General features: G+C 66.7%; 19 protein-coding genes. 9 read left to right on the top strand and 10 right to left on the bottom strand.

Translation table 11 applies throughout. The features are described from left to right. Positions 1-22: 22 nt before the first annotated feature. From QQK43_RS12565 to urtE, 6 genes are all read left to right on the top strand, one after another. A complete protein-coding gene (locus QQK43_RS12565) occupies positions 23-1,063 on the top strand; it encodes a response regulator (protein ID WP_284308092.1) in 1,041 nt (346 codons plus the stop codon). 221 nt (positions 1,064-1,284) lie between these two features. Then, on the top strand, positions 1,285-2,544 hold the full coding sequence (urtA, locus tag QQK43_RS12560; protein WP_234266873.1) for an urea ABC transporter substrate-binding protein: 1,260 nt from the start codon (positions 1,285-1,287) through the stop codon (positions 2,542-2,544). 210 nt (positions 2,545-2,754) lie between these two features. Next, a complete protein-coding gene (urtB, locus tag QQK43_RS12555; protein WP_234266872.1) occupies positions 2,755-4,365 on the top strand; it encodes an urea ABC transporter permease subunit UrtB in 1,611 nt (536 codons plus the stop codon). 124 nt (positions 4,366-4,489) lie between these two features. Next, complete coding sequence (gene urtC / locus QQK43_RS12550) at positions 4,490-5,623, top strand: urea ABC transporter permease subunit UrtC (RefSeq protein ID WP_284308057.1); 1,134 nt, start codon at positions 4,490-4,492, stop codon at positions 5,621-5,623. After that, positions 5,620-6,495, top strand: a complete 876-nt coding sequence (gene urtD / locus QQK43_RS12545) for an urea ABC transporter ATP-binding protein UrtD (protein WP_284308056.1) — start codon at positions 5,620-5,622, stop codon at positions 6,493-6,495. The genes urtC and urtD overlap by 4 nt, the downstream gene beginning before the upstream one ends. 16 nt (positions 6,496-6,511) lie before the next feature. Continuing rightward, positions 6,512-7,204, top strand: coding sequence for an urea ABC transporter ATP-binding subunit UrtE (urtE, locus tag QQK43_RS12540; RefSeq protein ID WP_284308091.1), 693 nt, complete (start codon positions 6,512-6,514; stop codon positions 7,202-7,204). A gap of 134 nt (positions 7,205-7,338) precedes the next feature. Here the strand turns inward: urtE and QQK43_RS12535 are convergent, their stop codons facing one another. The 5 genes from QQK43_RS12535 to QQK43_RS12515 form a co-directional block, all read right to left on the bottom strand. Next, entirely contained in the window at positions 7,339-9,033 is a 1,695-nt protein-coding gene (locus QQK43_RS12535; RefSeq protein WP_234266808.1) for a response regulator, read from the bottom strand. Positions 9,034-9,157: 124 nt separating this feature from the next. Continuing rightward, positions 9,158-9,988, bottom strand: coding sequence for an urease accessory protein UreD (locus QQK43_RS12530; RefSeq protein ID WP_284308055.1), 831 nt, complete (start codon positions 9,986-9,988; stop codon positions 9,158-9,160). A gap of 90 nt (positions 9,989-10,078) precedes the next feature. Continuing rightward, on the bottom strand, positions 10,079-10,522 hold the full coding sequence (locus QQK43_RS12525) for a VOC family protein (RefSeq protein ID WP_284308054.1): 444 nt from the start codon (positions 10,520-10,522) through the stop codon (positions 10,079-10,081). A gap of 48 nt (positions 10,523-10,570) precedes the next feature. Next, positions 10,571-11,551: an isopenicillin N synthase family dioxygenase gene (locus QQK43_RS12520; RefSeq protein WP_284308053.1), complete on the bottom strand. Its 981-nt coding sequence runs from the start codon at positions 11,549-11,551 to the stop codon at positions 10,571-10,573. Between the two features lie 7 nt (positions 11,552-11,558). Further along, positions 11,559-12,584: an ABC transporter substrate-binding protein gene (locus QQK43_RS12515; protein WP_284308052.1), complete on the bottom strand. Its 1,026-nt coding sequence runs from the start codon at positions 12,582-12,584 to the stop codon at positions 11,559-11,561. Positions 12,585-13,123: 539 nt separating this feature from the next. Here QQK43_RS12515 and QQK43_RS12510 point away from each other — a divergent pair. Next, on the top strand, positions 13,124-14,116 hold the full coding sequence (locus QQK43_RS12510) for an isopenicillin N synthase family dioxygenase (protein WP_284308051.1): 993 nt from the start codon (positions 13,124-13,126) through the stop codon (positions 14,114-14,116). A 24-nt stretch (positions 14,117-14,140) separates the two neighbouring features. On the opposite strand, the gene QQK43_RS12505 is transcribed toward QQK43_RS12510, so the two are convergent. The 5 genes from QQK43_RS12505 to QQK43_RS12485 all read right to left on the bottom strand — a co-directional run bounded on the left by QQK43_RS12505 (position 14,141) and on the right by QQK43_RS12485 (position 19,075). After that, the gene (locus QQK43_RS12505) at positions 14,141-14,620 is read right to left on the bottom strand and encodes a nucleoside deaminase (RefSeq protein ID WP_370465268.1); all 480 of its coding nucleotides are present in this window, start codon (positions 14,618-14,620) and stop codon (positions 14,141-14,143) included. Next, positions 14,617-15,387, bottom strand: a complete 771-nt coding sequence (locus tag QQK43_RS12500; protein WP_234266802.1) for an ABC transporter permease — start codon at positions 15,385-15,387, stop codon at positions 14,617-14,619. Before QQK43_RS12500 ends, QQK43_RS12505 begins: the two co-directional genes overlap by 4 nt. Before the next feature lie 10 nt (positions 15,388-15,397). Then, positions 15,398-16,234 carry an ABC transporter ATP-binding protein gene (locus QQK43_RS12495; RefSeq protein WP_234266801.1) on the bottom strand — a complete coding sequence of 279 codons (837 nt, stop codon included), beginning with the start codon at positions 16,232-16,234 and terminating at the stop codon, positions 15,398-15,400. A 69-nt stretch (positions 16,235-16,303) separates the two neighbouring features. Further along, complete coding sequence (locus tag QQK43_RS12490) at positions 16,304-17,329, bottom strand: ABC transporter substrate-binding protein (RefSeq protein ID WP_234266800.1); 1,026 nt, start codon at positions 17,327-17,329, stop codon at positions 16,304-16,306. Between the two features lie 258 nt (positions 17,330-17,587). Beyond that, on the bottom strand, positions 17,588-19,075 hold the full coding sequence (locus QQK43_RS12485) for a nucleobase:cation symporter-2 family protein (RefSeq protein ID WP_284308050.1): 1,488 nt from the start codon (positions 19,073-19,075) through the stop codon (positions 17,588-17,590). Positions 19,076-19,329: 254 nt separating this feature from the next. Between QQK43_RS12485 and QQK43_RS12480 the strand changes: the two genes are divergently transcribed. After that, positions 19,330-20,250, top strand: coding sequence for a hypothetical protein (locus QQK43_RS12480; protein ID WP_284308049.1), 921 nt, complete (start codon positions 19,330-19,332; stop codon positions 20,248-20,250). A 41-nt stretch (positions 20,251-20,291) separates the two neighbouring features. Next, entirely contained in the window at positions 20,292-21,557 is a 1,266-nt protein-coding gene (locus QQK43_RS12475; protein ID WP_284308048.1) for a glycosyltransferase family 2 protein, read from the top strand. Positions 21,558-21,654 lie beyond the last annotated feature (97 nt).

Here is a 21,654-nt window from a genome sequence, read left to right as displayed (position 1 = left end):
GAGCGACCCTCCTTCCCCCGACATGTCCCCGGCCGATCCGCTGGCACCGCCTGTGGTGCTGGTGCCGGAATCCCGCCTGGTGGTGCTCATCGTCGACGACGTGCCCGACAACGTCGCGCCGCTGCACGACGCGCTCGATGACGCGGGTTTTGCGGTGCTGGTCGCGCTCGACGGCGAAGCCGCCGTGCGGCGTGCGCAGCAGGCGCGGCCCGACGTCATCCTGCTCGACGCCGTCATGCCCGGTATCGACGGCTTCGAGGTCGCGCGCCGGCTCAAGGCCGACCCGCGCACCGCGCCCATTCCCATCATCTTCATGACCGGGCTCACCGAGACCGAACATCTGGTGGCCGCGCTCGGCGCCGGCGGTGTGGACTACGTGACCAAACCCATCAAGCCGCGCGAAGTGATCGCGCGCATGGGCGTGCACCTGGCGCAGGCGCGCCACCTGCGCCAGGGCGCGGTCGAACGCAGCCAGGCGCGCAACGCGCTCGACGCCTTCGGCTACGCCACCATCACCGTGCGCGCACGCGACGGCCGCCTGATGTGGCAGACCCCGCTGGCGCGCGACCTGCTGCTGCGCTACTGCGGCACCGAGGCCCCGGCCACGCCCGACGTGGTGCTGCAGTGGCTGGCGCGCCTGCTGCCCGAGCTGCAGGCGGCCGATGCGGCCCAGCGCCCCGAACCGCCGCGACTCACGCTCGACCAGGGCCCACGGCGCCTGACCTTTCGGCTGCACCAGCGCGTGGGCGACGAAGAGGCCGACGAACTCGGGGTCGGCGAGCCCGGTGACTGGCTCATCGTCATGCAGGAAACGTCGGACGCCAGCGTGCTCGAAGCCCTGGCCCAGGCCTTCGGCCTCACCGCGCGCGAGGCCGAGGTGCTGTACTGGGTCGTCAAGGGCAAGATCAACCGCGACATCGGCGACATCCTCGGCGCCAGCCCGGCGACGGTGAAGAAGCACCTGGAGCGCATCCACGCCAAACTGGGGGTGGAAACGCGCACCGCCGCCGCCGCGATGGCGATCAACCGCGTGCCGCTGCTGCGGCCGCAACACGGCGGCTGATCCGGCGTGCGCCGGTCCCGGCATACGCCACATGGCGTACGCCGAGGCGCCGGCGGGCCGATTCCGTGCCCGTTCCGCCGCCCATACGCCACCCGGCGTACAGACGCTTTCCAGGGGCCTCCCTAGCATCCGTCTGACCCCATCGAACAGCCGTGCAGGCCGGGCGGTGGCGAAAGTCAGACCCCCCAACGGATGTTCCCGAACCCTGGAGAAGCGCCATGATGCAACGTCGATTTACCCTCAAAGCCCTGTCGGCTGCCGCCGCGCTGGGCGCCTTCGGCCTCTCGGCCCACGCCGCCGACACCATCAAGGTCGGCATCCTGCACTCGCTGTCGGGCACGATGGCCATTTCCGAAACCGTGCTCAAGGACGTGGCCCTGATGGCCATCGACGAGATCAACGCCAAGGGCGGCGTGCTGGGCAAGAAGCTCGAACCCGTGGTGGTCGACCCGGCCTCCAACTGGCCGCTGTTCGCCGAAAAGGCCAAGCAGCTGATCGATCAGGACAAGGTGGCCGTGACCTTCGGTTGCTGGACCTCGGTGTCGCGCAAGTCGGTGCTGCCGGTCTACGAAGAAAAGAACGCCCTGCTGTTCTACCCCGTGCAGTACGAAGGCGAAGAGCTGTCCAAGAACGTGTTCTACACCGGTGCCGCGCCCAACCAGCAGGCCATTCCCGCCGTGGAATACCTGATGAGCAAGGACGGCGGCTCGGCCAAGCGCTTCGTGCTGCTGGGCACCGACTACGTGTACCCGCGCACCACCAACAAGATCCTGCGCGCCTTCCTGCACAGCAAGGGCATCAAGGACGAGGACATCATGGAGGAGTACACGCCCTTCGGCCATGCCGACTACCAGACCATCATCGGCAAGATCAAGACCTTCGCTTCGGCCGGAAAGAAGACGGCCGTGGTCTCGACCATCAACGGCGACTCCAACGTGCCCTTCTACAAGGAACTGGGCAACCAGGGCCTGAAGGCGACGGATGTGCCGGTGGTGGCTTTCTCCGTGGGTGAAGAAGAGCTGCGTGGCGTGGACACCAAGCCGCTGGTGGGCCACCTGGCCGCCTGGAACTACTTCATGAGCATCAAGAGCCCGGCCAACACCGCGTTCGTGAAGGCCTGGAGCGACTACGCCAAGGCCAAGAAGATTCCGGGCCACATGGACAAGCCGCTGACCAACGACCCGATGGAAGCCACCTACATCGGCATCCACATGTGGAAGCAGGCGGTCGAGAAGGCCAAGTCGACCGATACCGACAAGGTGATCGCCGCCATGGCCGGCCAGACCTTCCCGGCACCAGGGGGCTTCACTTCCACCATGGACCCGAAGAACCACCACCTGCACAAGCCGGTGTTCATCGGCGAGATCAAGGCCGACGGCCAGTTCAACGTGGTGTGGAAGACCAAGGGCCCCGTCAAGGCCCAGCCGTGGAGCCCGTTCATTCCTGAAAACAAGGGCAAAAAGGACGAGCCGACGAAATAAGGGCTCCCCCCTGCGCCGCTTTCGCGGCTTCCCCCCTCTGTGGCGCGCCTTCGGCGCTTCGAGGGGGGACGGCACCTGCGGCCCGGCAAAGCCGGTTCCGCGGTGCCTGCTGGGTGAAGGCACGCGGTTTGCGGCGTTTTTTGCTCCCTCTCCCGGTGGGAGAGGTTCGGGGTGATGGTTGGGTCCCACATTGAAAAGACATTTATGACCATGCGCGGGCTGTTGCGTTCTTTTGTGGTTGCCGGGGCTGTGGCCGTGAGTGGCGTGCTCGGTGCGACCGCCGCGCACGCGCTGACGCCGGAAGACGCGCTGGTGCTGGCTTCGGGTGCCAGCGACGAGCGCATCGATGCGCTCAATCGGCTGGCGGCCGAGGACGATCCCCGGGCGCTGGCGCTCATCAACGCCCTGGCCGACGACGCGGTCAAGTTCCAGGGCGAGCAGGTGCTCATCGTGCAGGCCGACGGTTCGGCCATCGACGCAGTGACGGGCGAGCCCGCTCCGGTCAGGGAAGAGGCCGAAGACGCCCTGCTCAACAACCGCATGCGCGGTGCCTTGGCGACGGCCAAGGCCGGGCACGATTTGTTCGAAGACGATGCCGCCCGCCAGGTGGCTGCGGCCCAGGTGGTGCTGCGGGGTGCGGTGGAAGACGCCGACGATTCGGGCCTGCCGCTGCTGGAAAAGGCGTTGGCCCAGCCCACGCTGGCGGCTGCAGCGCGGGCCAGCCTGGAGCAGGCGCGGTCCATCCTGCAACTGGCCAGCGACGACGACGCGGTGCGCCTGAGCGCGGCGCGTGTGCTGGCCGACAAGGCCCCACCCAGCCTGCGGCCGATGCTGGCCGAGCGCCTTGACGCCGAAAGCAACCCCGATGTGAAGAAGGCCCTGTCCGACGCCATCGCGGCGCTGGACAGCGCCCGTGCTCTGGCCAGCGGTGTCTCGCAGGCCTTCACCGGCATCAGCCTGGGCTCCATCCTGCTGCTGGCGGCGCTGGGCCTGGCCATCACCTACGGGCTCATGGGTGTGATCAACATGGCCCATGGCGAGCTGATCATGATCGGCGCCTACGCCACCTGGCTGGTGCAATCGTTCTTTCGCAGCGCACTGCCCGGGTGGTTCGACTGGTACCTGCTGGCCGCGGTGCCGGTGGCCTTCATCACTTCGGCCCTGGTGGGCGCGGTGATGGAGCGCACGGTGATCCGCTTTCTCTACGGCCGGCCGCTGGAGACGCTGCTGGCGACCTGGGGCATCAGTCTGGTGCTGATGCAGTCGGTGCGCAGCCTGTTCGGCGCGCAGAACGTGGGCGTGGAAAACCCGTCGTGGATGAGTGGCAGCCTCACCTTCATGAACGGCCTGGTCACGCTGCCCTGGAACCGCATCCTGATCATCGTCTTCGCGGCCGGCGTGTTGCTGGGCGTGGTGCTGCTCATCGGCCGCACGCGGCTGGGGTTGTTCGTGCGGGGTGTCACGCAGAACCGGCCCATCGCGTCGTGCATGGGCGTGAACACCGCCCGCATCGACACCTATGCCTTCGCGCTGGGCTCGGGCATCGCCGGGCTGGCGGGCTGCGCGCTCAGCCAGGTCGGCAACGTCGGCCCCGACCTGGGCCAAGGCTACATCGTCGACTCGTTCATGGTCGTGGTGCTGGGCGGTGTCGGGCAGATCGCGGGCACGGTGTATGCCGCGCTGGGGCTGGGCCTGGTCAACAAATTCCTCGAAGGCTGGGCTGGCGCCGTGCTGGCCAAGATTGCCGTGCTGGTGTTCATCATCGTCTTCATCCAGAAGCGGCCGCAGGGCATCTTCGCTTTCAAGGGCCGGGAAGTATGACCACCCCCATCGCTTGCCCACTGCGTGTGGCCGCTCCGCCCCTCAAGGGGCAGCGCCTGCGGCCCGGCGGAGCCGGTTCCGCGGCGCTCTGGACCATTCACTTCGCTCGCGAGGGGCACTGTTCATGACCGCTGTTTCTGTTTCTCTCCCCGCGCCTGGCCCGTTGCTCACCCGCAAAGGCTGGAGCGCCTTCATCGTCGCCCTGCTGGTGGTCTGCGCCGTGGCGCCCATGCTCAACCTGCTGGTGCCGGCCGACAGCCCGTTGCACCTGTCGGACTACATGGTCGGCCTGCTGGGCAAGATCATGTGCTACGCCATCTGTGCGCTGGCCATGGACCTGATCTGGGGCTACACCGGCATCCTCAGCCTGGGCCACGGCCTGTTCTTCGCGCTGGGCGGTTACGTGATGGGCATGTACCTCATGCGCCAGATCGGCACCGACGGCAACTACAAGAGCGAGCTGCCCGACTTCATGGTGTTCCTCGACTGGAAGGAATTGCCGTGGCACTGGGCGCTGAGCGACAGCTTCATCGCCACGCTGCTGCTGATCGTGCTGGTGCCGGGGCTGGTGGCCTTCGTGTTCGGCTACTTCGCCTTCCGCTCGCGCATCAAGGGCGTGTACTTCTCCATCATCACGCAGGCGCTGACCTTCGCCGCGCTGCTGCTGTTCTTCCGCAACGAAACCGGCATGGGCGGCAACAACGGCTTTACCGACTTCAAGCGAATCCTGGGTCTGCCCATCGCCACGCAGGGCATGCGCATGACGCTGTTCGTGCTCACGGGCCTGACGCTGCTGGGCTTCTTCCTGTGGGCCCGCTGGCTGGTCAACTCCAAGTTCGGGCGCGTGCTGCAGGCGGTGCGCGACGCCGAGAACCGGGTCATGTTCTGCGGCTACAACCCGCTGCCCTACAAGCTCACCATCTGGACCATCTCGGCCGTCATGTGCGGCATCGCCGGCGCGCTGTACGTGCCGCAGGTGGGCATCATCAACCCCGGTGAAATGAGCACGGCGGGCAGCATCGAGATCGCGGTCTGGGCGGCGGTGGGCGGGCGTGCCACGCTGGTCGGTCCCATCGTGGGCGCCTTCCTGGTCAACGGCGCCAAGAGCTGGCTCACCGTGACCTTCCCCGAGTTCTGGCTCTACTTCCTGGGGGCGCTGTTCATCGCCGTCACGCTGTTCATGCCGCAGGGCATCGTGGGGCTGGTCCGCAAGCTTCGGCGCCCACCGGCTGCGGCCGGGCAAGGAGAGTCGGCATGACGCCCGATCTGATGGAAGCGGGCGCCCAGCGCCTGCAGTCGCTGCACACGGCCCAGGTGGCCGGTGCCACCGAATCCGGCGGGCGCACCGCCGGTTACGGCCGCCCGGTGACCGCCGGCGAGGTCGACGTGACCCACGGCCGCATTCTCTATCTGGAGGATGTGCACGTGGCCTTCGACGGCTTCAAGGCCATCAACGGCCTGAACCTGGACATCGCCCCCGGCGAGCTGCGTTGCATCATCGGCCCCAACGGCGCGGGAAAGACCACCATGATGGACATCATCACCGGCAAGACCCGGCCCGACAGCGGCACGGTGTTCTTCGGCAGCACCATCGACCTGCTGCGCCACCGCGAAGCCGACATCGCGGCCATGGGCATCGGGCGCAAGTTCCAGAAACCCACGGTGTTCGAGCAGCTCACGGTGTTCGAGAACCTGGAGCTGGCGCTGGCGACCGACAAGCGCGTCGCGCATTCGCTGACGTTTCAGCTCAACGGCGAGCAGAAGGACCGCCTGGGCGAGGTGCTGCAGACCATCCACCTGGCCGACAGCGCGGCGCGCCTGGCTGGAACGCTTAGCCACGGGCAGAAGCAGTGGCTGGAGATCGGCATGCTGCTGATGCAGAACCCGAAGCTGCTGCTGCTCGACGAGCCGGTGGCGGGCATGACCGACGAAGAAACCGAGCGCACGGCGCAGCTGTTTCTCAGCCTCAAGGGCAAACACTCGCTGATGGTGGTCGAACACGACATGAGCTTCATCCGCACCATCAGCGAAAAGGTCACGGTGCTGTGCGACGGCTCGGTGCTGGCCGAAGGCACGCTCGACGAGGTGCAGGCCGACGAGCGTGTGATCGAAGTCTATCTGGGGCGCTGAGGAGACACGCATGAGCCTGCTTGAAGTCAAGGGCGTCAACCAGTACTACGGCGGCAGCCACATCCTGCGCAACGTCAGCCTCACGGCCGAACTGGGCCAGGTGACGGTGGTGCTGGGCCGCAACGGCGTGGGCAAGACCACGCTGCTCAAATCGCTGATGGGCCTGGTGCCGATCAAGAGCGGGAGCATCACGCTCGACGGCAAGGCGATCGACAAGGCCACACCGTACGAGCGCGCCCGCATGGGCGTGGGTTTCGTGCCGCAGGGGCGCGAGATCTTTGCCCGGCTGACGGTGCAGGAAAACCTGCAGATGGGGCTGGCCTACAAGAAGGGCGGCACGCCTATTCCGGCCGAACTGTTCGAGCTGTTTCCGGTGCTCAAGCAGATGCTGGGCCGGCGGGGCGGCGACCTCTCGGGTGGCCAGCAGCAGCAACTGGCGATCGCGCGCGCGCTGGCGGCGGGGCCCAAGCTGCTGATCCTGGACGAACCCACCGAAGGCATCCAGCCCAACATCATCAAGGACATCGGCAAAGTGATTCGTATGCTGGCCGAGCGCGGCAACATGGGCATCGTGCTGGTGGAGCAGTACTACGACTTTGCCGAAGAACTGGCCGATCAGTACGTGGTGATGGAGCGCGGCGAAGTGATCGCCAGCGGCCCGGGCAGCGAGATGCAGGCCAAGGGCATCCGGCAACTGGTGGCGATCTGAGCCCCCACGCTCCGCCGCTGGCGCGGGTCGCTGCCCCTCACGCTCCGTGCCTTCGCAGGCGCCAGGCATGCCGTACCCGTCATGCCCGCGCAGGCGGGCATCCAGGTGGCTGGCATGGGTGCAACGGGGCGCGTTCAGGCGCCCACGGCGTTGACGCTGGCGAGCAGGCCTTCGTTGCGGGCCGGTGGCCGGTAGGCGGTGGGCAGCGAGATGCCGCCCGCAGCGCGGCCGGTGTGGCTCTGTTCCCCCAGCCCTGCATGCACATCGGTGGTCCGATACCGCACCCGCAGGGCCTGGGCCTGTTCGAGCAAGGCCGTGTGGTCGGGGATGCGCTGCTGGTAGCGGTGCAGCACCAGGTGGGCCGACTCGATGACCTTGGCGTTGAGTGTGCGCTGGCCGTCTTCGAGCAGCTTGATCACGGCGCCTTGCGGGTCGCCCTTGAGGCTCAGGCTCATGGCCTGTTCGGTCAGGCGCAGGATTTCGCCATGGCCGGCGCGGATGCGGTTGATGAAGTCGTTGCGGCCGACGGCGGCACAGGCGAGCAGCTCGGTGAGCGCACGGCTGGTGCAAAAGCGCAGACCCAGCAGGTCGACCGTGGCATCGACTTCGTAAAGCTGGATCGAACGCAGCGCCAGGCGGGTCATGAGCCCCAGCAGGTTGCTGGCCGATTCGAAATCGAAGGCCGGCTCCAGCACGTCCTTCGCCAGCCGCCGGACTTCTTCCAGGGCCCGGGCATGCTGCAGTTCGTGGATGTAGATCAGCGCGTGCACCACGTCGAGCAATCGCTGCGGCCGGGGCCTGTCGGGGTGGCGGCTGCGCAGGTGCATGAGCTGGTCGGCGCAGCGCATCAGGCCCCGGTGGTCGTTGGCGTCGAGCCGGGCGAAGGCCAGCAGCACCAGCGCCTGCGGGTCGTAGAGCTTGGAGTCCAGGCCGACGCGCGTGGCGCGGTCCAGCAGCTCGACCCCTTCGGTGCGTTCGCCAGCGTAGTAGGCCAGCATGCCGTGCTTGAGCAGGCGGTTCACCGACGAGGGCGTCAGCCGCGTGGCCATGCGGAAGGTGGCCAGGGCGTTCTGGAAGTTGCCCAGCTCGAACTGTGCCCGGCCCATCACGTCGTAGGCGTCGGAATAGCCGGGCTCGGTTTCGATCAGGCTTTCGAGCGTGGTCGTGGCGCGCTGCGGATAGCCGGCTTCGAGCTGCGCACGGGCCACGCCCAGTTTGGCCCAGGGCAGGGTCTTGGCCTCCACCACCGCTTCGTACAGCTTTTCGGCTTCGCTGAGCAGACCGCCGCGCAGCATCAGTTCGGCGCCGATGCGGGCCGCGTAGAGCCAGTAGGGGCGCCGCTCGTCGAAGTGGGCCTTGCACATCTGGGCGGCGCCGTCGAAGTCTTCGTGGTCGATGGCGGCAAAAATCTCTTTGAGCGCGCCCTTGCGCTCGCGTGCTTGCCGGATGCGTTCGATCAGCCCGGCGGCGGTGTGGGGTTTGATCAGGTAGGCGTCGAGCGCGGATTCAGCGGCTTCGGCGACCTTGCTGTAGGAGGACTCGGCCGTGACCATCACGAACACCGTGTAGAACGGCAGCAACTGGTGGCGGCGCAGGTCGTCCAGCAGATCCTGGCCGGTGATTTCCTCGCGCTCGAAATACTGCTCGGAGATCACCACGTCGTAGCTCGACATTTCGAGCTTGCTGCGCGCATCGACCAGCCGTGCGCATTGCACGATGGTGCCCACGCCGGCTTCGCGCAACTGGTTGACGATGATCGAGCGCGACTGCGGGTTGCCGTCGATGACGAGGGCGCGCGCGTCTTGCAGATCGCTCTTTTCGGCACTCATGGGCAGATCGGGCGAAGGAACGGGTTCCGGGACGGCATGCCCCATTGTGCACAAACCGACCTGGACCGGCGGCAGGAACAAGCCCGCAAAGACCGCTCAGTTTGCGCCCGGGTGCGGTGCAAGGTCAAACCCGCCAGATGCGCGGTGGCGTGCCCGGCACGCCCCAGGCGGCAGGGCGCAAGGCGGCCCAGGCGGCCTGCAGCGTGGCCATCAGCGGTTCGACCAGCGGTGCCAGCGCCCGCACCACCAGCATCTGCGGGTTCGGGCAGGTGGCGCCGGCCTGCACACCGGGCGGCAGGGGGTCGAGCACCTGTCGAACGGCTTCGAGCAGGTGCTCCTGGCGCTGCCGCCCCAGCGGCGTGCCCGAGGCCAGCAGCAGCGTGCCCAGGCAGCGTTGGCCGGCCAGGCCCAGGGGGGCGTCGAGCAGGCGCTGATCGCGTGCGTCCAGCGTGGCCTGCTCCAGCCACAGGCCCGGAATCTCCAGCCGCTGCCGAAAGCGCCCGCGGTCGAAGGCCTGGCCGGTCGAGGGCAGGCCCAGGGCCGTGACGTCCCAGGCGATCAGCTCGGCGTTGCCCGCGAGTTCGGCGGTCCAGTGGTTGACGGCTTCGCAGCCGGGGTAGGCGATGGCTTCGAGGGGCAGCCATTCCAGGCGCGCGCCGCTGTCCAGATGGAGCGCCACGCGCTGGGTGGCGGGCAGGTCGTCGGCGGCGTAGAAGCGCGTGGCGCCGGGGGTGGAGATCAGCGCGTGCGTGCCGGCGGCGGCGTGCACCTGCAGCTCCAGCGTGTCGCCGCCGACCAGTCCGCCGGGTGGGTGCACCACGACGTTGTGGCAGATCGCGTCGCCTTCGGGATAGAGGCTTTTGAAGATGCGCAGCGGGCCGTCGTGCTGGTGTTGCAACACCGTGCGCTGGCCTTGCAGCCGGTAGTCGAGCGAGAGATGGGCTTGCCAGGGCATGGGCGCCAAGTGTAGGGGCTGCCGCCCGCGGCCAATGCCCTGGCCGCCAGGGCCGTCAGGCGGCTCGGGATCGGCGTGGCGGTGCGCGGTTCAGGGCGCCGTGGCGGGCAGCGTCAGCGCGGGCGCTTCGACGCCTGCGGGGAGCGAGCCGGTGCTGACGCGGAACATATGGCCTTCGGGGTCGGCCAGCACGGCCTGCCATTGGCCGTAGTAGGTGGCGTAGGGCCCCTTGACGATGCGCCCGCCGAGCGCCGCAGCGCGATCGGCGGCGGCATTGACCTCGGACGGGTTGTCGAGCATGAAGGTCGCGTAGGCGGTGACGGGGGCCGATGCCGGGTCGGCCGGCTGGCGGTCGGCCAGTTGCAGCACGCCGTAGGCGGGGGGCGCGTGAAAGCCGAACTGGAAATGTTCGGTTTCCACCGCGCGGTAGATCGGCGAACGGCTGTGGCTGTCTTCGGGCAGGCCGAGCAGGGCCTGGTAGAACGCCAGCTGGGCGGCGATGTCGGTACAGAAAAGGTTGACGAAGAGTTTCATGCGGGGAGCGAAAACAGGCCGGGCACGCGGGCTGTGCCCGGCCGGAGGTCAGGCGGAGGCGGTCTCGCCGGCGGCTTTCTGAAGGCCGTAGGTCTTTTCGTACATCTCGCGCAGGTGTTCACCGGCGGTGCAGGCCACGAACCGCGACGGCCTGTCGGCCGTGACCGTGCCGGGCACGGCTTCGATCCGGGCCAGGTAGTTGGGTTCGTAGAAGAACGGGACCGAGAAGCGCGGTGCGCCGCCCGAAAACACGTTGCGCACGCGGTGCGGGTTGGAGTGGTACAGCCCGTTGGTCCAGCGCGGGATCATGTCGCCGAGGTTGACCACGAAGCAGCCTTCGATGGGGGTGGCCGCCACCCACTGGCCGTCGGGCATCTGCACTTCCAGGCCGCCGTGGGCGTCTTGCGCGAGGATGGTGATCGCGCCCCAGTCGGTGTGGGCCCCGGCGCCGAAGGTGCGGTCGTCCGCGTCGGCCGGGTGGGCCGGGTAGCGGATCATGCGCAGCGTGACCATGGGGTCGCGGCAGGACGCGTCGAAGTGGTGCTCGGGCAGGTCCAGTGACAGCGCCATCAGCTGCATGATCCGCTCGGAGAGCCGGTTCATTGCCGCGATGTAGCGCTGGCAGGTGGGCCGCGCCTGCGGCAGCTCTTCGGGCCACTGGCTGGGGCCGTAGGTCTGGTAGCCGGCCTGGACGAAGGGGTGGTCGTCGGGCCAGTCCATGCCGCAGTAGAAGCTCTCCTTGAGGTCGGGCTTCATCTCGGCGTCCAGCGTCTGTTCGCCCAGGCTTTCGTAGCCGCGCATGATGGGCGAGTGTTTCATGGACAGCGCCGCGCGCCGTTCGGCGGGCAGCTCCAGCAGCGCTTTGGCGAGCGCGAACTGGGTGGCCACCATGGCGGGGTCCACCCCGTGGTTGCGGACGTAGAAGAAGCCGGACGTGGTGGCCGCCTCGCGCAGCTGGCGGGCCACCGCCAGGCTGCGGCGGCTCCCGGGCGCCAGGGCGTCCGCGAGGTCGATGACAGGGATGCCCATGGCCGCCTCAGGCCTTGAGCTGGCGGTCGGCCATGGCGGGCAGGAACTTGTCGGTCCAGAAGTCGGCCAGCGTGGGCGCGCTCTTCAGGCCGAAGGCCGCCACGGTTTCATCGATGGTCGCCTGCAGGCGCGCCGGCGTGGCTGCGCCCCAGCCGTTGGCGCGGGTGTCGGGGGTGTTCATCGTGCCGTCGACGATGAGCTTGAGCCGCTCGAATTCCAGCGTTTCGTTGGCCAGGGGCTCGCGCGTCTTGACCGCCGCGCCACCGGCCTTGGGGTCGGCGATGCAGTCCAGCCAGCCGCGCGTGGAGGCTTTGACGAAGGCCTTCATGGTGTCGGCCTGCTCCATGCTCTTGGCGTTGGCCACCAGGCCATTGCCATACGACTTCATGCCGTGGTCGGAGAAACGGAACACGGTGAGCTGGTCGGCGGTGACGCCGCGGGCCTTGAGGTTGAGCAGGCCGGTGAAGAAAAAATAGGCCACGGCATCGAAGTCGCCCTTGACGAAGCGGGTGTCGCCGATATCGGGTGCGACGTTTTCCCACTTCACCCCGCTGGGGTCGAAGCCCTGTGCCTTGGCGAACACCGGGAACAGCTTGCGCGAGGCGTTGAAGGGCTGGCCGAGAATGGTCTTGCCGGCGAGGTCGGCCGGCTTCTTGATCGGGCCGTCCTTGCGCACGATGACCGCGTTGGGGTTCAGGTCGTACTGCATGGCCACCGCCTTGAGCGCGGCCTGCGGGTTGGCCAGGTTGAACTCGATCATGGTCGAGAGGTCGGCCGACGCGGCCTCGTAGGCCCCGCTGGCCACCAGGCCGATGGCGGCGGCCGAGCCGTTGCCGGTGTCGATGGTCACGTCGAGGCCGGCGTCCTTGTAGTAGCCGCGCTGCAGGGCCAGCAGGAAGCCGGCGCCCGAGGCCTCCACCTTCCAGCCGAGGTTGAACTTGAATTTCTGCAGGGAACCCTGGGCGCGCACGAAAGGCGTGGCGGACAGGAGAGAGGCTGCGCCGGCGGCGCGCAGGAGAGAACGACGTTGCATGTAAGGACTCCGAAAACAAGCGGGCACGCAGAGGGACCCGTTCCTGAAGGTGCGAAGGACGGCTTGGGCCGCACGACTTTCAAGAGCAATTTCCGGGCGGCTGTTTCGGCCGCTGAACGCTTCTACTCTCGCTGTCCGCAGACGCAGAATCCATGCCACGCACCCGGTGCCGGTGCCGATCCTGTGCAGACCGCGCGCAAGGTGGAGGGGCAAGGCGTGTCGGGGTCGCGAGCGTGTCCAAGATGAGGCATGGAGCACCAGCTTGGTGTGCAGGCAGGGGATCCTCTCCCCATCACTGGGGCAAAGCGCTGGCCTGAAATCTGCTAGCCTGTTTGGCGAGAGTAGAAGCGTTCACCAGCGGCCGATTTCGTCGGCTGTCCTGGCCGGGAATTGCTCTTGAGGTCCAGCCCGGCAGGGCAGACGGTCTTCAGGAGTCACGCTGACCCCAGCGCCCGGGTTTCCTCCCTGACCGATCGCCATGCCGGATGGTCCTGAAACCTTTTCGAGGCCTCTGGCCTGTTTTCAGGAGCGATTCCGTCATGAACACATCCACCCCTTTTGAACTGGCCGAACTGCAGAAAGAGGCGCGCATGGGCGCCCAGGGTTCGGAAACCACCGCGCGTGCGGTACCCCTGATCGACCTGTCGGACTTCGATCGCCGCCGCGACGAGATCACCGAACAGCTGTGGCGCGCGGCCGTCGATGTCGGCTTCTTCCAGCTCGTCAACCACGGCGTGCCGGTGGCCCAGGTGCGTGAAGCGTTTGCGATGAGCGAACGTTTCTTCGCACTGCCCCAGGCGACGAAGGCGCAGTGGCCGCTGGCGCGCAATGCCGGTTGGGAAAGTCTGGCCCAGGTGCGGCCTTCCACGGGCGTGCCCGATCAGAAAGAGAGCTACCAGATCACGCGACCGCGCATGGCCGGTCTGTATCCGGCCGAAGCCGATCTGCCGGGCTTCCAGGCCACGATGCTGGCCTTCGAGCAGGCGAGCTGGGCGGTGGGCATGAAGGTGCTGTCGTGTTTTGCCGAGAAACTGGGTTTCGAGCGCGACTTCTTCGCGCGTGCGCACGATCCCGACGCCGACACCTACCAGAGCACGTTGCGCCTGCTGCACTACTACCCGATCCCGGAAGACGTGCAGGACAAGCTGGACTATGTGCGCGGCGGCGCGCACACCGACTTCAATTGCCTGACCATCCTCTATCAGCGCGATGGCCAGGGCGGCCTGCAGGTGTGCCCGGGCAAGGAGTTCGAAGCCCAGGAATGGACGACGGTGCCGCCGCGCGAAGACCTCATCACCTGCAATATTGGCGACATGCTCATGCGCTGGAGCGACGACCGCCTGCTGTCCAACTTTCACCGTGTGCGCAACCCGCTGCCCGGCGAATACATGGGCGGGCGCTACAGCATCGCTTTCTTCTGCCAGGCCAACACCGACGCGCTGATCACTTCGCCATCGGGCAAGTACCCGGCCATGACCGCCGGCGACTATCTGGCCGAACGCATGAAGGCCAACTACCGCCGCAAGGACTGACGGGCGGGTGGGCGGCGAGCGCGGTCAGCGAGCCGCCCAGAACCCGGCGTGTGTGGCGAGCATCTCGGCCGCCACCGCCGGCACCGGGCCGACCACTTCCGTGGGGCGCTGTCCGCGCGCGAACACCTCGCGGCAGGGCAGGCTGAGCGTGGGGTTTTCGGGGTGGTTGCCCGTGAGGGCGAGCAGGGCCGTTTCTTCGGCGCCGTAGACCACGCGCCCGATGCCGGCCCAGTAGACGGTGCCGGCACACATGGCGCAGGGCTCGAACGTGGTGACCAGCGTGCAGCGGGCGAGGTATTCGCCGGGGTAGTTGGCGGCGGCGGTTCGCGCCAGTGTCGACTCGGCGTGGTTCACCGTGTCGATGTTGCCCTGCTCGGCCAGCACGGTTTCGCCGTCGGGCGCCACCAGCAGCGCGCCGAAAGGGTGGCGGCCCATGCGCATGGCACGCAGGGCCACCTCGTTGGCGCGCCGCAGATGGCGCGCGACCTGCTCGCCGGTCATCATCCCTGACTTCCGCGGTGCGCCCAGCCGGTGGTGTGCTTTTCGACCCAGCTGAACAGCTCGTACATCACCATGGCCATCACGCCGACGACCAGCAGGCCGCTGAAGGCCAGGCCCATCTGCATGGAGCTGCCGGCCGAGATCAGCAGGTAGCCGATGCCTTCGTTGGCGGCGGTCATCTCCGACACCGTGGTGCCGACAAAGGCCAGCGTGATGGCGACCTTGAGCGAGCCGAAGAAGTAGGGCAGCGAGCGCGGCAGGCCGACCTTCATCAGCACGTCCCATCGCTTGGCGCCGAGCACGCGCAGCACGTCTTCCAGCTCGGGCTCCAGCGTCGCCAGGCCGGTGGCGATGTTGACCATGATGGGGAAGAAGCTGATCAGGAAGGCGGTGAGGATGGCCGGGCCGACGCCGATGCCGAACCACACCACGAGGATGGGCACGAAAGCGGCTTTGGGCAGGGCGTTGAAGGCGGTCATCAGCGGGTAGATGGCCGCGTAGGCCAGGCGCGAGGAACCGATCAGGAAACCCAGCAGCACCCCCACCACGATGGCGACGCCGAAGCCGGCCATCGTCACCCAGTAGGTGCGCCACGCGTGACCCAGGATGACGGTCTTGTGCTCCAGCGTCTGTTCCCAGATGCGCGAAGGGCTGGGGAAGATGAATTCGGAGACCCCGAAGCCGCTGCAGATGACTTCCCAGACGATGATGATGGCCAGGAGAAGGATCCAGGGCGACCAGCGTTCGACGTGTTTCTGTTTCGTGCTCATCGCTCGCTCCTTACTGGTTGATCACGGTGCCGGCTTTTCGCATGGCGCCGATATGGCCGCGCAGTTCGTGCACGATGTCGGTGAATTCGGGGGTGTAGGTCACCTCCAGGTCGCGGGTGCGCGGAATCGGAATGTCGCGCTGCACGACGAAGCGGCCCGGGCTGCGGCTCATGCAGTACACCGTGTCGGCCAGGAAGACGCTTTCGCGCAGATCGTGCGTGACCAGGATGACGTTGAATTTCTGCGCTTCCCACAGGTCGCGCAGCGTGCACCAGAGTTCTTCGCGCGTGAACGCATCCAGCGCGCCGAAGGGTTCGTCCAGCAGCAGCATCTTGGGTTCGTGGATCAGCGCGCGGCAGATGCTGGCGCGTTGCTGCATGCCGCCCGACAGTTCCCACGGGTACTTCTTGCCCATGCCGCCCAGCCCCACGCTCTCCAGCAGCTTGAGGGCGCGTTCCTCGAACTCCTTGCGCCGGTCGCGGAACTGGCTGCGGAACGGTTCCACGATCTCCAGCGGCAGCAGCACGTTGTCGATGGTGGTGCGCCAGGGCAGCAGCGAAGGCGACTGGAAGGCCATGCCCGAAATCTTCAGCGGACCGGTGACGGGCTGGCCGTCGATGCGGATCTTGCCCATGCTGGGCATGCGCAGCCCGGTGGTCAGCTTCATGAAGGTGGACTTGCCACAACCCGATGGGCCGACGATGGCGATGAACTCGCCCTTCTTCACTTTGAGGTTGATGTCTTCGACCGCGAAGATGTTCTTGGCCAGCAGGTCGTCGTTGTAGGCCAGCCAGACCTGGTCGAAGTCGACGAAGGGGGCGTCGCTGCCTCCGGGGGCTTCTTGCATGGAGCGCTCCTGAAAAAAAGGCCAGCCGGCTTTCGCAGAACTGGCCCAGGTCAAAAATGTCGCCGGGATTTATTTCTTGGGCAGGATGTTCAGTTCGGCGGCCGGCGGCAGCAGCGTGGCCGTCCAGACGGCGGTCGGGTCGATCCGGGTCTTGGTGCCGAAGGCGTCGGACACCTGCGAAGCCATCAGCGCCATGCGGCCGGGCACGGCCTGGCCAAAACCTTCCTTGTAGGCGTCGGGGCTGGCGACCACCGCGTCGATGGCCATCTTCAGGCGGCGCGTTTCCAGCGCCACGTTGATGATGCCGTCGCGCGCCTTGACCGTGTCGATGGCGGCGGCGGGGTTGGCGATCACCTCCTTGGCGCCCTTGGTGAAGGCGGACAGGAAGGCCTTCACCGCAGCCGGGTTCTCCTTGATCAGCTTGGGGCTGGCGATGATGGCGTTGCCATACAGCTTCACGCCGTAGTCGGCATAGGGGAACACCACCACGTCGGCCGGCTTGACGCCACGCGCCTCCAGGTTCAGCAGCGAGGTGAACGAGAAACCGGTGATGGCGTCGATGTCACCACGCACCAGCATGGTCTCGCGCAGCGGCGGGTCCATGGCGGTCCAGGCCACGTTGCCGATGCCGTTGGCCTTCTGGAAGATCGGGAACGCCTTGCGGCCGGCGTCGAACACCGGGGCGCCCAGCTTCTTGCCATTGAGGTCGGCCACCTTGGTGATGCCGCTCTTCTTGAGCGTCAGCACGGCAGCGGGGGTGTTGTTGTAGACCATCATGACGGCCACCGGCTTGTTCGGCGCGTCCGGGTTGTTGGCGTGGAACTCCATGAGGGCGGCCATGTCGGCGAAGCCCAGGTCGTAGGTGCCCGAAGCCACGCGGGTGACCGTGCCGCCGGAGCCGTTGCCGGCATCGATGCTCACATCCAGGCCCGCTGCCTTGTAGTAGCCCTTGGCTTCGGATTGCAGGAAGAACGCGGCCGGGCCCTCGAAGCGCCAGTCCAGCTGGAACTTGATCGGCGTCTGGGCATGGGCGGTCCCGAATACCGTGGTGGCAGCCAGGGCGGCGGCGAACTGGAGGGCTTGGCGCTTGTTCATGAGGGCTCCGTTGTAAGGATCGGTTGCAGGAGGGTGATGCCTACCAGCAATTTCGGTGCCAGCAGACGGGTGGGGAAGGGGTATTGAATACAGAATGTGTATGCAGATTCTGCGCAGACGGCCCCAACCGACCATCCGAAACAACCCTGTATTGGTGCGAAAGCGCGGCGCGTGCACCGCTACTGTGCAGGCTGAGGCGGGTCAAGGCAAGAAAAAAGGGCCGCGAGGGCCCTTCGGAGGTGGTGGTGAGGGTGCGTCTCAGTGGGCGTCGGCCTGCTTGGCGGCTGCCACGGCGGCCTGGCTGTCACCGCGGGCGCCGTTGAAATACAGATTCAGCAACACCGCGCAGATCGAGGCCAGCAGAATGCCCGACTCGATCAGCGGATGGATCGCGTGCGGCATCCACTGCGAGTACTTGGGCGCCACCAGCGGGATCATGCCGAAGCCGATCGAGACCGCCACGATCAGCGCGTTGTGGCGGTGGGTCTTGAAGTCCACGCCGCCCAGGATGCGGATGCCGGTGGCCGCCACCATGCCGAACATCACCAGCCCGGCGCCGCCCAGCACCACGGTGGGCAGCGACTCGACCAGCGCCGCCATCTTCGGCAGCAGGCCGAGCACCAGCAGGATCACGCCCGCAGCCACACAGACATAGCGGCTCTTGACACCCGTGACGGCGACCAGGCCCACGTTCTGCGAGAAGCTGGTGTACGGGAAGGTGTTGAAGATGCCGCCGATGAGGGTGCCCAGACCGTCGGTGCGCAGGCCGCGAGCCAGGGCCGGCTGGTCGATCTTGCGGTCGGTCATCTCGCCCAGGGCCAGGAACATGCCGGTGGACTCGATCATCACCACGATCATCACCAAGGTCATGGTCAGCACCATGATCGGGTCGAAGATCGGGACACCAAAGTGAAACGGCAGCACCACGTCCACCCACTTGGCCTGACCGACCTTGTCGAAGTGCATCATGCCCATCGTGGTTGCCATGACCCCGCCGACCACGATGCCCAGCAGCACCGAGATGTTGGCAAGAAAGCCCTTGGCGAACTTGGCCACCAGCAGGATGGTGGCCAGCACCACGGCCGACACGGCCACGCCGGGCAGCGCAGCATAGCGCGGGTTGGGCTCGGTGGGGGCCAGCGTCAGGCCCTGCGGCACAGTGGGGTAGCCGGGTGTGCCCGCGGCGGCGGCGCTGCGCAGTGTGCTCAGCCACTCGCTGTGCTCCGGTGGCACCACCAGCGGGGCCGTGGGCCCCACGGGATTGCCGAAAATCCAGTTGATGCCCACGCGCATCAGGTTGATGCCGATGACGGCGATGATGGTGCCGGTGACCACCGGCGGGAAGAAGCGCAGCAGGCGGCTGACCATGGGCGCGATCACGACGGAAATCACGCCCGCGCCGATGATGGCGCCGAACAGCATGCGCGCCCCGTCGGTGCCCGGCGTGGTGTTGGCGATGGCCACCATGGGGCCGACGGCGGCGAAGGTCACGCCCATCATCACCGGCAGCTTGATGCCGAACCACTGCGTGACGCCGAGCGCCTGGATCAGGGTGGCGATGCCGCAGCAGAACAGGTCGGCCGAGATCAGCATCGCGACTTCCTGCGGGCTGAGCTTGAGAGCGCGGCCCACGATCAGCGGCACCGCCACCGCACCCGCGTACATCACCAGCACATGCTGCAGGCCCAGCGCAGCCAGTTTGCCGTTGGGCAGTTTCTCGTCCACGGGATGAACCGACGCTGTCATGGGATCTCCTTTTTGCATGCAAATCTGTATACAAATTATGTGTACCCAGTGTTGGGAGATCGATAGGGGCAAACCCTTGCGGAGGCTTGGGTTGCCCTCTGGTTCGGAGACGTGGCTTGGTCGGGGCAGGGTGGAGCCCCCTGGCGGCGTAGGCTGTTCGGTGGGTTCCAACCACTTCCGGTCGTGTCTAAAATGAAAAAGTGTGATTTCTCACGCAAAACCCATGAAAAAAACACGGTTCATCAAGGAGGTCGATGCGGGTTGACATCTACGAGCCTCTCTGGCGCATCGGGCAGACTCTGAAAGAGCCTGCGTTTTTGCCGCTGCCGCTGCCGGACAACCGCCATGCATCGTGGCGCGAGCTGCGCATCCAGGTCGATTTCTTTCGCCGCGGAGGGCATCAGGTCGCCGAGAAGACGGGCATCTTTTCGCCCAAGTTCCGGCTCAAGTCCAACCTGTCCGGTGACCAGTTTCTGGCGTTTGCACGCTCGCATCCGGACGCCGATGTGTGCTTCGTCAACGTGTTCCCGACCATGCCTTACTACTCCTACAACGTCTGGATGCAAGGCGAGGCAGCACATCCGGGGCTGGTGCAGCGGGCCCAGCGCCTGCTGGCCGCCGCCGGGCTGGACTGGGACCTGTCGAAGACGCCTCGCCACCACCGTGGGCACCTGTGTTACGCCAACTTCTGGGTCGGCACGCCAGCCTTCTGGCAGGCATACGTGGGCGAGGTGCTGGACCCGGTGGCACGGTTTCTCGAAACCTGCCCGCAGGCTCCCGAGGCGCGGGCGGTGTTCGAGTCCGCGCCCTATCTGGTGGAGGCGCCCTTCCTGCCCTTCATTGCGGAGCGGCTTTTTTCGACCTTCGTGTCCCGCCGCCCCGATATCCGGACGGCGCCGTTTCACCCGGTGGGTCATGACCCCTTGGCGAATTGCAGCAGCGCCTTCCGGCGGGAGGTGGTGCAGCACCTGCGCGCGCGTGTGGACGAGGCCGATGCGGCGAATCATTTTCCCGAATCGCTGATCCGGGAGCAGGCCCTGTTCTCCAAGCTGTCGACGATGTACCACCACCTGCATTTCCAGCTGCACAGCCACCCGCATCTGGTGCCAGAAGAGATGCCGCCATCCGGCTGCGAGGTGCCTGCCGCTCCGCCTGTGGAGGGCGCTACGGGATGAGGCAGCGCATCGAGGCGATTTCGCCCGAAACTGGGAAGCGCTTGCCGAGACTGGGTGTCGGGGCGATCTTCAAGGACGAAAAACCCTACGTGATCGAATGGCTCGCGCACCACCGTCTGCTGGGTGTCGAGCGGTTTTTTGTGGCCGATAACCAGAGCACTGACGGCACCACCGAATTGCTGGAGGCCCTGCAGGCCTGTGGTTTTCTGGCTTGTCACCGATTTCCCAGTCCGGAGGGGCGTGGGCCCCAGTTGCCGGCCTACCGGATGCTGTTGGAGACGCACGGGCACGAGGTGGAGTGGCTGGCCTTCATCGATGCCGACGAATTCATCTGGCCCATGGGAGAAGAAGACTCGTTGCCGGCGTTTCTGCAGCAACTGGCCGAGCGCCGGCCCCAGATGGGCGCCCTGGTGCTGAACTGGGCGTCGTACGGTTCCGACGGCCAGCTGCACCAGGCGCCGGGGCTGGTGGTCGAGCGCTTCACCCGGCATGCCCCTCGCGACCATTTCGCCAATGTGCCGGTCAAGACGGTCTTTCGTCCAGGCGACTTCGAAGGGTTCACGTGTTCGCACAACGTGCAACTGGCACCGGGACGCAGCCACCTCCATGCAGACGGCCAGCCGCGCCAGACCCATCCCGACTATCTCGACATTCCGGAAAAGCGCTACATCCGGAGTGAACGGGTGTGCTGGGAGGGCTTTCGCATCAACCACTACGTGATCAAGTCCTACCAGGAGTTTGCGCAACGCAAGCGCCGCAAGGGGCGCGTGTTCGTGCCCCGGCCTCTGGGACAGAGCTATTTCCTCTGGCACGACAACAACGATCAGCACACGCCTGTGGCGCCCGGTCACCTGGAACGTTTGCGTGCGGAAATGGCCCGCATCGAGGCGGCGCTGACGGCCGTCGGCTGGGTGGACGGGGATCGGGATGCCGGGGCGTGTGAGTCCCTGCGCCCTCCGTTCGGTGGGCGGGTGGGCCGTGTGATCCGCACGGATGCCGGCTTGCACCTTCGTGGCTGGTGCCAGGCCTGGCACCACGCGCACGTCCAGGGGTTGGTGGCCGTGGTCAATGGCCAGGTGCATCGGGTGCCGTTGTTCGAGCCGGCCCCCTTGCTGGCGGCGCACCAGCCTGCGCCCGCCCTCAAGGGTCCACAGAAGTACCTGAATCCCCAGGCGCCGGAGGGCAGTGGCTTTCGGGCCTTTGTTCCCCTCGATCCGGCGGTCGTCATCGGCACGCTGGACATTGCGGGGCTGCTACCGGATGGGGGGCTGACCGAACCGCTGGAACAGGACGCGCCAGCGTCTTAACAGGCTGTTGAATTTCGCTCCCATAAAACCTGGCATTCAGGAGCATCGTTGTAGATACTGACTGCTCGCTCAACAAGGAGTCCAGACGATGCGAGGT

This window comes from Hydrogenophaga electricum (assembly GCF_030160815.1).
Taxonomy (GTDB): Bacteria; Pseudomonadota; Gammaproteobacteria; order Burkholderiales; family Burkholderiaceae_C; genus Hydrogenophaga; species Hydrogenophaga electricum.
The sequence above is the reverse complement of the archived record's forward strand: the minus strand, read 5'-3'. Positions and strand labels throughout refer to the sequence as shown.

Excerpts from the sequence above, each read along its gene's own strand:
- urtA (WP_234266873.1), top strand. The coding sequence starts at position 1,285 with ATGCAACGTCGATTTACCCTCAAAGCCCTGTCGGCTGCCGCCGCGCTG.
- QQK43_RS12530 (WP_284308055.1), bottom strand. The coding sequence starts at position 9,988 with ATGCCCTGGCAAGCCCATCTCTCGCTCGACTACCGGCTGCAAGGCCAG.
- QQK43_RS12525 (WP_284308054.1), bottom strand. The coding sequence starts at position 10,522 with ATGAAACTCTTCGTCAACCTTTTCTGTACCGACATCGCCGCCCAGCTG.
- QQK43_RS12565 (WP_284308092.1), top strand. The coding sequence starts at position 23 with ATGTCCCCGGCCGATCCGCTGGCACCGCCTGTGGTGCTGGTGCCGGAA.
- QQK43_RS12505 (WP_370465268.1), bottom strand. The coding sequence starts at position 14,620 with ATGATGACCGGCGAGCAGGTCGCGCGCCATCTGCGGCGCGCCAACGAG.
- urtD (WP_284308056.1), top strand. The coding sequence starts at position 5,620 with ATGACGCCCGATCTGATGGAAGCGGGCGCCCAGCGCCTGCAGTCGCTG.
- QQK43_RS12495 (WP_234266801.1), bottom strand. The coding sequence starts at position 16,234 with ATGCAAGAAGCCCCCGGAGGCAGCGACGCCCCCTTCGTCGACTTCGAC.
- urtB (WP_234266872.1), top strand. The coding sequence starts at position 2,755 with ATGCGCGGGCTGTTGCGTTCTTTTGTGGTTGCCGGGGCTGTGGCCGTG.
- QQK43_RS12485 (WP_284308050.1), bottom strand. The coding sequence starts at position 19,075 with ATGACAGCGTCGGTTCATCCCGTGGACGAGAAACTGCCCAACGGCAAA.
- QQK43_RS12500 (WP_234266802.1), bottom strand. The coding sequence starts at position 15,387 with ATGAGCACGAAACAGAAACACGTCGAACGCTGGTCGCCCTGGATCCTT.
- QQK43_RS12490 (WP_234266800.1), bottom strand. The coding sequence starts at position 17,329 with ATGAACAAGCGCCAAGCCCTCCAGTTCGCCGCCGCCCTGGCTGCCACC.
- QQK43_RS12535 (WP_234266808.1), bottom strand. The coding sequence starts at position 9,033 with ATGAGTGCCGAAAAGAGCGATCTGCAAGACGCGCGCGCCCTCGTCATC.
- urtC (WP_284308057.1), top strand. The coding sequence starts at position 4,490 with ATGACCGCTGTTTCTGTTTCTCTCCCCGCGCCTGGCCCGTTGCTCACC.
- QQK43_RS12510 (WP_284308051.1), top strand. The coding sequence starts at position 13,124 with ATGAACACATCCACCCCTTTTGAACTGGCCGAACTGCAGAAAGAGGCG.
- QQK43_RS12515 (WP_284308052.1), bottom strand. The coding sequence starts at position 12,584 with ATGCAACGTCGTTCTCTCCTGCGCGCCGCCGGCGCAGCCTCTCTCCTG.
- QQK43_RS12520 (WP_284308053.1), bottom strand. The coding sequence starts at position 11,551 with ATGGGCATCCCTGTCATCGACCTCGCGGACGCCCTGGCGCCCGGGAGC.
- QQK43_RS12480 (WP_284308049.1), top strand. The coding sequence starts at position 19,330 with ATGCGGGTTGACATCTACGAGCCTCTCTGGCGCATCGGGCAGACTCTG.